The organism is Burkholderia sp. WSM2232, assembly GCF_000472545.1.
GTDB lineage: Bacteria > Pseudomonadota > Gammaproteobacteria > Burkholderiales > Burkholderiaceae > Paraburkholderia.
Genome location: NZ_AWZV01000015.1, coordinates 15,202 through 26,274, shown reverse-complemented (window position 1 = coordinate 26,274; position 11,073 = coordinate 15,202). Strand labels below are relative to the sequence as shown.

8 protein-coding genes are annotated in these 11,073 nt (G+C 63.6%); 3 read left to right on the top strand and 5 right to left on the bottom strand.

Annotation, left to right across the window (positions count from 1 at the left end; genetic code table 11):
• Window positions 1-46: 46 nt before the first annotated feature.
• From F757_RS0115340 to F757_RS0115330, 3 genes are read left to right on the top strand one after another with little or no spacing between them, the layout of a single operon-like run.
• The gene (locus tag F757_RS0115340) at window positions 47-3,244 is read left to right on the top strand and encodes an efflux RND transporter permease subunit (RefSeq protein ID WP_027212168.1); all 3,198 of its coding nucleotides are present in this window, start codon (window positions 47-49) and stop codon (window positions 3,242-3,244) included.
• A gap of 10 nt (window positions 3,245-3,254) precedes the next feature.
• Window positions 3,255-4,496, top strand: a complete 1,242-nt coding sequence (locus F757_RS0115335; protein ID WP_027212167.1) for an efflux RND transporter periplasmic adaptor subunit — start codon at window positions 3,255-3,257, stop codon at window positions 4,494-4,496.
• Window positions 4,497-4,515: 19 nt separating this feature from the next.
• Entirely contained in the window at window positions 4,516-5,985 is a 1,470-nt protein-coding gene (locus F757_RS0115330) for an efflux transporter outer membrane subunit (protein ID WP_027212166.1), read from the top strand.
• Window positions 5,986-5,998: 13 nt separating this feature from the next.
• On the opposite strand, the gene F757_RS0115325 is transcribed toward F757_RS0115330, so the two are convergent.
• The 5 genes from F757_RS0115325 to F757_RS0115305 all read right to left on the bottom strand — a co-directional run bounded on the left by F757_RS0115325 (window position 5,999) and on the right by F757_RS0115305 (window position 11,062).
• Window positions 5,999-7,423: a heavy metal sensor histidine kinase gene (locus F757_RS0115325; RefSeq protein ID WP_027212165.1), complete on the bottom strand. Its 1,425-nt coding sequence runs from the start codon at window positions 7,421-7,423 to the stop codon at window positions 5,999-6,001.
• Window positions 7,423-8,100: a heavy metal response regulator transcription factor gene (locus tag F757_RS0115320; protein WP_027212164.1), complete on the bottom strand. Its 678-nt coding sequence runs from the start codon at window positions 8,098-8,100 to the stop codon at window positions 7,423-7,425. Before F757_RS0115320 ends, F757_RS0115325 begins: the two co-directional genes overlap by 1 nt.
• A 186-nt stretch (window positions 8,101-8,286) precedes the next feature.
• Window positions 8,287-9,045, bottom strand: coding sequence for a lipoyl protein ligase domain-containing protein (locus F757_RS0115315; protein WP_027212163.1), 759 nt, complete (start codon window positions 9,043-9,045; stop codon window positions 8,287-8,289).
• A 49-nt stretch (window positions 9,046-9,094) separates the two neighbouring features.
• On the bottom strand, window positions 9,095-9,880 hold the full coding sequence (locus tag F757_RS0115310) for an SDR family NAD(P)-dependent oxidoreductase (protein WP_027212162.1): 786 nt from the start codon (window positions 9,878-9,880) through the stop codon (window positions 9,095-9,097).
• Window positions 9,881-9,994: 114 nt separating this feature from the next.
• Window positions 9,995-11,062: a 2,3-butanediol dehydrogenase gene (locus F757_RS0115305; RefSeq protein WP_027212161.1), complete on the bottom strand. Its 1,068-nt coding sequence runs from the start codon at window positions 11,060-11,062 to the stop codon at window positions 9,995-9,997.
• Window positions 11,063-11,073 lie beyond the last annotated feature (11 nt).

The following is an 11,073-nucleotide window of genomic DNA, read 5'->3' as shown; positions in this document are numbered from 1 at the left end:
CGCATCGTGGCATGGCCATCCAGAGCCCATCGTCCAAGGAAATATCATGTGGATAGTCCGACTGGCCCTGCGGCGGCCCTATACCTTCATCGTGCTGGCCGTGCTGCTCTTCATACTCGGCCCGCTCGCGATCATGCGCACGCCGACAGATATCTTTCCGAACATCGACATTCCCGTGGTCAGCATTGTCTGGTCGTACAACGGCTTTTCCGCCGAAGACATGGCGCACCGGATCACGTCGAACTACGAGCGTGCGCTCACGACGGACGTCGACGACATCGAGCACATCGAGTCGCAGTCATTAAACGGCGTCTCGGTCGTGAAGATCTTCTTTCACCCCGGCGCCGACATTAACCGGGCAATCGCCGAAGCCGCATCGAACTCGGCGTCGATCTTGCGAATCCTGCCGCCCGGCACCTTGCCGCCGAACATCATCACGTACAACGCATCGACGGTGCCCGTCCTTCAGTTGGGCCTCTCCAGCGACACGCTGCCCGAACAGACGCTCTACGATCTCGGCAACAGTTTTATCCGCACGCAGTTAGCCACCGTGCAGGGCGCGGCGGTGCCGCTGCCGTTCGGCGGCAAGATCCGCCAGATCATGGTCGAACTCGACCCAAAGGCGCTGCAGGCGAAAGGACTCGCGCCCATCGACGTTGTCGACGCAGTCAATGCGCAAAACCTGATTCTGCCGGGCGGCACCGCGAAAATCGGCTCGCGTGAATACAACGTCGAGATGAACGGCAGCACCCAGAGCGTCGCGGCACTCAACGATCTGCCGATCAAGACGGTGCAAGGCGGCGTGGTGTACGTTCGCGACGTTGCGCATGTGATCGACGGTTATGCGCCGCAGACCAACATCGTGCGCAGCGACGGCAAGCGTGCGGCACTGCTGCAAGTCGAGAAGACGGGCAGCGCGTCGACGCTGACGATCATCCAGCAGGTCAAAGACAAGCTGCCGAAAATCGCGGCCGGTTTGCCGAAAGCATTGCACATCACCCCATTATCGGATCAGTCCGTATTCGTAAAGTCGGCCATTTCTGGCGTGGTGCGCGAAGCGCTGATCGCCGCATGCCTGACGGCCGCGATGATTCTGCTGTTTCTCGGCAGCTGGCGCGCAACGTTGATCATAGCGGTGACGATTCCGCTCGCCGTGCTGACGTCGCTGATTGCGCTTGCAGCGCTCGGGCAGACCATCAACATCATGACGCTTGGCGGCCTTGCGCTCGCCGTCGGTATTCTGGTCGACGACGCGACGGTGGCGATTGAAAACATCACGCACCACCTGGAAAAGGGCGAGCCGTTGCATGACGCGATACTGAACGGCTCAGGCGAGATCGCAGTGCCGACGTTCGTCTCGACCATGTCGATCTGCATTGTGTTCGTGCCGATGTTCCTGCTGTCCGGCGTCGCGCGCTATCTGTTCGTTCCGCTTGCGGAAGCAGTGGTATTCGCCATGTGCGCGTCTTACTTCTTCTCGCGCACGCTGATCCCGACGCTTGCAATGTATCTGATGCGCGCGCCGTCCAAAGAAGAAGGCCACGATGCACGCGGGCGCTTCGCCGCACTGGCGCGTTTCCAGGCGCGATTCGAACGGCACTTCGAGGCCTTGCGCAGCAGCTATCGTGCGATGCTGGGACGCGCGATAGCGGGACGCCGCCGTTTCCTGCCCGCATATGTCGCGCTGTGTCTCGCGTCTCTGATCCTCGTTCCGTTCGCCGGCCGCGACTTCTTCCCTGCCGTCGATACCGGTCAGATCCGGCTGCATCTGCGCGCGCCGACGGGCACTCGCATCGAGGAGACGGCGCGCATCACCGATCAGGTGGAAGCAAAGATTCGCAGCGTGATCCCGAAGCCGGAGCAGGCGGCCGTGCTCGATAACATCGGTGTGCCGGTCAGCGGCATCAATCTGACCTACGACTCGTCGGATCCGGTCGGCCCCGAAGACGCCGATATCCTGGTGACGCTGCAGCCGAAGCACAAACCCACCGCGCAATACGTCGCGCAATTGCGCAACGTGCTCGCCACGTCGTTTCCCGGTGTGACGTTCGCGTTCCTGCCCGCCGACATCGTCAGCCAGATTCTGAACTTCGGCCTGCCCGCCCCTATCGACGTGCAGATCGTCGGCAATCAGCTCGACAAGAACCGTGTGGTGGCCGACCGTCTGCTCGCGCAGTTGCGCGGTGTGCGCGGTCTCGTCGACGCACGCATCCAGCAGCCCGGCGACGCGCCGACCATCGACGTGAACGTCGACAGAACGAAAGCGATACAGGCGGGCCTCACTCAGCGTGACGTCGCACAGAACATGTTGATCGCGCTCTCGGGCAGTTCGCAGACCACGCCGAACTTCTGGCTCGATCCGAAGAACGGCGTGAGCTACCCGCTGCTGGCCGAGGTGCCGCAGTACGACATCGACTCGCTGCAGACGCTCTCGAACATTCCGTTGACCACGAATCAGGCAACCGTCGCGCCACAGAACCAGCTCGGCACGCTCGGCACGTTGAATCGCAGCTCGCAACAGGCAGTCGTCTCGCACTACAACGTGCAGCCGGTGCTCGACATTTTCGCGTCGACGCAGGGACGCGATCTGGGCAGCGTCGCCGCCGACGTATCCAGGATTGTCGACGCAGCGCGCGCGCAGTTGCCGCCCGGTTCGTCGATCGTGATGCGCGGCCAGGTGCAGTCGATGAACGAGTCGTTTGCGGGTCTCGGCGCCGGACTCGTGTTCGCGATCGCGCTCGTCTATCTGCTGATGGTCGTGAATTTCCAGTCGTGGCTGGACCCGCTGATCATCATCAGCGGCTTACCGGCATCGCTCGCGGGCATTGCGTGGATGCTGTTCGCAACGCATACCACGCTGAGCGTGCCCGCTCTCACCGGAACGATTCTGTGCATCGGCATTGCAACGGCAAACAGCATTCTCGTGATCAACACCGCGCGGGAGTCGTTGCAGGCTGGCATGGAGCCGCTCGCCGCCGCGCTCGATGCGGGCTTCAACCGCTTCAGGCCTGTGCTGATGACCGCGCTCGCCATGCTGATCGGCATGCTGCCGATGGCCCTCGGCCTCGGCGACGGTGGCGAACAGAACGCCCCGCTCGGCCGCGCGGTGATTGGCGGGCTGGCATTCGGCACGCTCTCGACGCTGATGTTCGTACCCGTGGTGTTCGGGACGGTACATGTGTGGCTCGCGCGGCGCCGCGCGGCTCGCTCTGCCGCCGTGCCGATGACTACTCAAGCTCGATAAGGAAAAAGCCATGACTAAGTCGAACCTTCCACAGGACCGCGATGGCACGGCATCGACGGCGCTTGCCGTAGCCGCGCCCGGCGACACCGGCCGGCAACCCACGAAGCGCCGCGCGCTTGTGCTGCCCGGCGCGCTGCTGGCGATTGCAGCGGCCCTGCTCGCCATCGGAATCGTGCCGCGTCTGCACGCAAGCACCGAACTCTCGCAACAGGTCGCAGCACAACGCGAAACGATAGTCGATGCGGTGCGGCCAAAACGGGCGCCGGCTTCGCAGGAACTGTTGTTGCCCGGTTCCGTGATGCCGTATGCCGACGCGTCGATCTATGCGCGCACGAGCGGCTACGTTCGGCACTGGTACGCGGACATCGGCACGAAAGTCCGGGCCGGACAAACGCTCGCCGACATCGAAACGCCGGAACTCGACGCCCAGTTGCAACAGGCACGCGCCGACGTGGCCACCGCCAAGGCCAACTACGCATTCGCCGACAGCACTGCGCGGCGCTGGCAGACAATGTTGCAAACGCAATCGGTGTCGCAGCAGGATGCCGACTCAAAGACGAGCGACAGCGCCGCAAAACTCGCCGCGCTCGCGTCGGCGCAGGCGAACGTCGCGCGGTTGAGCGAGCTTGTGTCTTACGAGAAGGTGACCGCGCCGTTCGACGGCGTCGTCACCGTGCGCAATGTCGATGTGGGAGCGCTCGTCACGTCAGGAGGATCGCCGGGTCTTGCGAGTGCGCCGGGAGAGCTTTTCCACGTCGAACAAACTGACCGCTTGCGCGTTTACGTGAACGTGCCGCAGGACGATGCCGGCAGCATCACCGCGGGCACACAGGTCTATTTGACGACCCAGCAGTATCCGGGCCGCACGTTTGCCGCGACCGTCGCGCGCAGCGCCGACGCAATCGATTCTGTCAGCCGGACGCTGCGCGTGGAGATCGATGTCGACAATCGCGACGGCGCGTTGTTGCCCGGCGCGTATGCGCAGGTTCATCTGGCGTTGCGCACGCAGCACCCCGCGCTCGAACTTCCGGTGAGCGCATTGCTGTTCCGACCCGATGGCGTGACGGTTGCGGTGATCGGACAGGACGGTCGCGCGCATCTTCGCAAGGTGACGATCGGCCGGGACTTCGGCACCTACGTTGAAATCGCGACCGGTGTCACGTCGACGGATCAGGTAATCGACAATCCGGGCGATGCGCTCGCGGACGGCCAGCCGGTGCGCGTCGCCGCGCCCGCGGCACGGCGCGGTTAAGCGATCCAGGAGACGGATCATGCTCACTCTTTTTCATCCATTCGCCCGCCGCAGCGCGGCTATCGTCACTGCCTGCGCGTTGACCGCGTGTTCGACGCTGCCGACCTATCATCAACCGGAAGCGGCCGTGCCCGCTCAATACGCGGGCGCGGGCGCGGCGGCGCCGGGCTGGCGCGTCGCTGTGCCAGCCGATACCGAGCCGCCCGGCCCGTGGTGGACGCTCTTTCACGACGCCGAACTGGACCAGCTCGAAGCGCGCGTCGATGTATCGAATCAAACCGTGGCGAAAGCGGTAGCGCAGTTGCAGGCCGCCCGCGCGATGCTCGACTACCAGCGTGCCGGCTACGCACCCACGGTGACGGCGGGCGCGGCGCAGTCGCGCACGAGGTTGTCGCAGAACGTGCTTGGGCATTCGCTCGCGGGAAAGACAGTGCCCGACTACTCGGTGGGCGCCACCGCAAGCTGGGAGCCCGATCTGTTCGGCCGGGTGAAGGATGCGACCGTCTATGCGCACGACAACGCGCAGGCAAGCGAGGCGGACCTTCAGGCTGTGCGCCTGTCGGTCGCCAGCGATCTCGCAACCGATTACTTCGATCTGCGTTCGCTCGATCGTCAGAAGAAGCTGCTCGACGATAGCGTTACCGCGTATGCCGCGGCCTTGAGCATCGTGCAACAGCAGTTAAAGGACGGTGCAATCGACGCATCGGCCGTTGCGCAGGCGCAGACGCAACTGGAAAGCACCCGCAGCCAGGACACGGACATCGACGTACAACGTGCGCAGCTTCAACACGCCATCGCGACACTGATCGGCATGCCTGCGTCGTCGTTCGCACTGGCCAGTGAAGTGAAAAGCGTTGCGTTGCCGCAGATTCCGACGGGCGTCCCGTCGCAACTGCTGGAACGCAGACCGGACATCGCAGCCGCCGAGCGGCGCGTGGCGGCGGCCAACGCTCAGATCGGCGAGGCGCGTGCCGCCTACTATCCGGACCTGACGTTGTCGGCCACTGCGGGACTCGAAAGCACGTTCTTCGCGCCGTGGCTCACGGCGCCCAGCCTCTTCTGGTCGCTCGGCGCGCAACTGGCCGGCACGCTGTTCGACGGCGGCCGCCGCCATGCCGCGTTGCAGGGCGCGAACGCGCAGTACGACAGCGCAGTGGCGGATTACCGGCAGACTGTGCTCACTGCGTTCCAGCAAGTGGAAGACAACCTGTCCACGCTGACGACACTGGCTAGCGAAGCGGACAGCCAGCAACGCGCGACATCGGCCGCTGAGTTGTCTTTGAAGCTGACAATGAACCGCTATCAGGCGGGAGCCGTGAGCTACCTTGATGTGGTGACCGCACAAACCATTGCGCTGACGAATGAACGCACGCAGGAACTGATCGACGCACGGCGAGTTGATGCCAGTGTGCAGTTGCTAAAAGCGCTGGGCGGCGGCTGGAGCCGCACGTCGCTCGATGAAAGCGGGAACACGGCGGCGGCCACGTAACCGAACTCGCCGTCTAGGCGGCTGCAAACGTCAAGATGAAGCGTGTACCGGCCGCGTCGCTTTCGGCATGCGCGCTGCCGCCATGCAGTTCCATGATGGTGCGCACAATGGCAAGCCCCAGACCCGCGGAGCCGGACGCATTCGGCCCGCTTTTGCGCGACGGGTCCACGCGATAGAAGCGATCGAATACCCGCTCGAGCAAGGCCGGATCGATTGGCTTGCCCTCGTTCGCCACGGTCACGCGCAGTGTATCGGGCGCCTCGGCGGGAGTCTGTGCATCCAATGTGATCACGCCCCCGTGCGGCGTATAACGGAGTGCATTCGCAAGCAGATTGTTGACCGCCCGCCGGAATAGCTCGACGTCGGCGCGCAACCGGCCGTCGCCTGTTACGCGAATTTGCACGCCGGCTTCGTCGGCGACGCCCTCGAAGTATTCGGCGATGCGCGAGAGCTCCTGCTGCGCATCGACCTGCGTGAGCGTCTTGACGAACTGCGGGTTTTCGGCACGGGCCAGAAACAGCACGCTTTCGATCATGCGCGACAATCGTTCGCACTCTTCGAGATTCGATGCGAGCACTGACTGATATTCGTCGGCCGAACGGAGGCGTGACAGCGCGACTTCAGTCGATCCGCGCAGATTGCCAAGCGGCGTGCGCATATCGTGGGCGAGGTCCGCCGTGTATTGCGACATCCGTTCGAAGCCGCCGTGCAGGCGGTCCAGCATCGCATTCAGCGACACGATGAGCGCGGCCAGTTCATTCGGCGCACCATCGGCTTCGATGCGCGTGTGCAGTTGGTCGACGGTGACCGTGGCCGCGCTGCGCGTCATTGCGCGCAATGGCCGCAAAGACTCGCGCACCAGCAACCAGCTCATCAGGAACGCGAGCAGCATACCCGCGAGACCCGCCACATACAGCCGCTCGCGATACCTGTCGAGCAGGCGCCAGCGGTCCGTCATATTGCGCGCGATGATGATCGTGACCGGCGTGCCGTCGCGCAGCACAGCATCCGCGGCGAGTCCTCGCACCGGCAACCCCTGCGCGGTGCGCCACTCCGCGATATCGGCTTCGGTAATGCGTTGTGAGGCCCCGACTCGTTTCATGAGCGCGGGCGACGGCGTCGCAGCGTCCGCAATGGCGGCGGTGTTGTGTTCGAACAGCAGCTTGCGCTGCGAATCGCGCACTTCCATGGATAGCGCGAGGTTGCCCAGCACCTGGCTAGTCAGACGGTCGCCGTGGCTGCGCAGTTCGTCGAGCGTATTGAGCTCCTGCGCGAGACGCCGCGTGTGCCGCGCGATCAGCACGATATCGAGGTCGTCCTGCTGCTTGACCTGGCGGTCAAGCGCGAAATACAGCGCGCTGCCGACCAGCGCGAACACGAGCAGCGTCGTGCCCGCGAACGCGAGTGCAAGCGTGGTGGTCAGCGAGCGTGCGGCCATCAGTCCGGCTCTTTCGCTTCGATTACATATCCCACGCCGCGCACGGTCTGGATCAGCTTGACGGGAAAACCGTCGTCGATCTTCGCGCGCAAGCGGCGAATCGCCACCTCGACCACGTTCGTATCGCTGTCGAAATTCATGTCCCACACGTATGACGCGATTTGCGTGCGGCTCAGCACCTCGCCCTGACGGCGCACGAGCAGCTGCAACAGGGAGAATTCTCGGGGCGTTAGATCAATACGCGTTGCGCCGCGCTTCACGCGCCGGCGCTGTATGTCCATTTCCAGATCGCCGACCGCGAGCCGTTCGCTCTCTCGCGGCGGGCCCCGCCGCGCCAGGGTGCGCACGCGAGCCAGAAATTCGACAAACGCGAACGGTTTGACAAGGTAATCGTCGCCGCCCAGTTCGAGGCCGCGCACGCGGTCGTTCACGTCGTCTCGGGCGGTAAGGAACAGCACCGGAGTGGCATGCGTCGCGCGCAGCACCTTGAGCACGGCCCATCCGTCCATGGTCGGCAGCATGACGTCGAGCACGATGACGTCGTAGTCCTGTTCCTGAGCGAGCAGAAGGCCGTCGGCGCCGTCGCTGGCAACATCGACGGAGAAGCCCGATTCTTCAAGGCCTTTTTTGAGGTATGCACTGGTTTTGGGCTCGTCTTCGACGATCAGGATATGCATTCAACGGCTCCGGCTCGGACTCATTCGTTGCAGGCGTTAAAAATTCTAATTGGAGTATCTACGCCGCACAATGATGAGACAGTACAGTTCGAGCGAAGCGACGGACTGGCAAGGCAATGCAATTGCGGTGCTTCAGCATGCTCCGTGGCGAAGCCTCCCCTCGCTGTGCTCAGTCCGCCATTGCATTCAATCCTCGTTGCCGAACGGTGGCGGCGCAGCCATCACACTAGCACGCAGCGCCGCCAGGACCGATTCCATCAGTTCGTCCGGCGGCACCAGCCCTGTTCGGCAAAGCGCCTGCTGTACGCTGATGACGCGCCCGGCTTCGTAATGCCGCCCGCTTCCAATGGCGTCTTCAAAAGCATTGGCGCGCTGATTGATCTCCTGCGGATCGGCGCTGACCAGCAACACCGCATGAGCCAGCACCGCGTACAGCGACGCATGCGCCCCACCCGCGTGCGTTCGCACGCCGCGCCAGTATTGCGCCGTGCCAGCCAGCTTTTGCGCGTCGCCCGGCCGTCCCCAGGCGAGGTTGAAGCGTCCGTCGCAGAACGAGCCTTCCACCGCCTCCCAATGCGTGTGAAGCCCGAGCGTGCCCAGCGCGTCGCGCAGGATTTCACACAGATGCCGATAGACTGCTTCGGAATTCCGGCCCGCGGTGCCCCGTACCCGATAAGCGAGGCTCAGGTTGAGGATTCCAGGCCCCTGCGGCACCAGCCCACCGCCCGACATGCGCAGAAAAACCGGGCATCCTCGCTCCGCGAACCCGGCGCGAGCACTATCGAGAGCCGCGAAGCGCCGGTAGCTGCGCGGCACCACGAGCGAGCGCGGCGCCTGCCACAGATGCGCGACGCACCGGCCCGTCTCGGCCAGCGACAGCAACTCCGCCTCTGCCGCCAGGGGATCGGTGGTGTCGGCGTCGAAGTGAACGATGTCAAATGGCATAGGCCCCTAAATCGAACTGGCGCAAGCTGGTGCGGCGGTGCCTGGTGGATTAGTGAAACGTAAATCCGCCGTCCACGTTGACGGACTGGCCGGTCACGTTGTCCATCGTCGCGAAGAACAGCGCCATTTGCCCCATGTCCTGCGGCGTCTGCGCACGTCCCTGCGGAATGAGCGCGAGCTGGTGGCGAGCCCACGAGTCCTCCACCGATTCACCGTCGTTCTTCCACTCGTCGGCGAGGCGGTCCCACATGTAGGTACGCACGATGCCGGGACAAATGGCGTTGACGGTGACGCCTTCCTGCGCCACCTCCTTGGCCAGCGCGTTGGTAAAGCCTACCACCGCAAATTTGGACGCGCTGTAGTGCGCAAGGTTGGGAAAGCCCTCCTTACCCGCGATGGAGGCCACGTTGATGATGCGTCCCGAGCGCCGCGCAAGCATCGGCCCCAGCGCGGCCTTGCAGCCGAGGAATGTGCCTTTGGCATTGACGTCCATTACGAAGTCCCAGTCCTTCTCGGTGAGATCCGCGACCGGGTGAATGTTGATGACGCCCGCACAGTTGACCATGATGTCGAGCCCGCCCAGTTCGGCCACGGACTGATCGACCATGGCCTGCACCTGCGCAGCGTCCGTCACGTCCACGCGGCGCACCAGCGCCTTGCGGCCCAGACTTCGCACGGCCTCCTGTGTGGCGAGCATCTCGTCCTCCAGCAGGTCCGCGATAAGAATGTCGGCGCCAGCCTCGGCCAGCGCCATGACGATGCCACGTCCGATGCCGCGCGCACCACCGGTCACGACGGCCGCTTTGCCGGCGAGGGGAAGAGAAGTCTGCTGCATGAATGTCTCCTTGGTATGCCTTGGTATGGTGTCCGGGCTTCGGCTCGTCCGCAGACGAGCCGAAGCCCGGAGGTCTGAACAGGCAGCCATGCCCTTGTCACACGCGAGCCCCGCTCACTTCAGTCTCGGCTGGACGATAATTTTCACGGCCGATTCGTTGTTATGAATCAGGGTGTCGAATCCTTTGCGAATCAGGTCATCCAGTTGGATGCGTTGCGTGATGAACGGCGCCAGATCGATCTTGCCTTCCTCCACCAGCTTGATCGTTTCCTGATGGTCATTGCAGTACGCAATCGTGCCGCGCACGTCCAACTCCTTCATGACCACGCTGTGCACGTTGACAGTTGCCGGATGGCTCCAGATGGACACGATCACCACCACGCCGGTTGGTTTGGTAGCGGCCACCAGCGTGTCCAGAACCTTGTTCACGCTCGAGCATTCGAACGCCACGTCGACGCCCTTGCCGCTGGTGATCTTCATCACTTCCGCGGCCACGTCCACTTCCGACGGGTCGAGGATGTGATCGGCCACGCCGGATTCACCTGCTTTTTCCTTACGCTTCGCGCTCAGTTCCGTCACGATCACACGCAGACCCTTGGCTTTGAGAATGGCCGACAGCAAGAGGCCAATCGGACCCGCGCCGCCGACGAGAGCCACATCCCCCGCCTTCGCGCCGCTACGGGTGTACGCATGGTGGCCGACCGACAGCGGCTCGATCAGCGCGGCCTGATCCAGCGGGATGGCGCTTGAAACCGGATGCACCCAGCGTCGCTTGACGGCAATCTTTTCGGCCAGGCCGCCGCCGCGGCCACCCAGACCGATGAAATTCATGTTCTTCGACAGGTGATAGTTTTCGCCCGGCCCCGTGGGTACGTCGTCGGCCACGATATAAGGCTCAACCACCACATGCTGGCCGACTTCGATATCGGTCACGCCTTCGCCCACCGCATACACGACGCCAGAGAATTCATGCCCCATGGTGATCGGAGCGGACTCTCCGGAGATCGGGTGCGGATGGCCGCACGGCGGTATGAAAATCGGCCCTTCCATGAATTCATGCAGGTCGGTGCCGCAGATGCCACACCATGCTACGTCGATGCCAACGGTGCCCGGCTCGACGACGGGCTCGGGAATGTCTTCGATGCGAATGTCACCGCGATCATAAAAACGTGCTGCTTTCATCGTTGCAGATT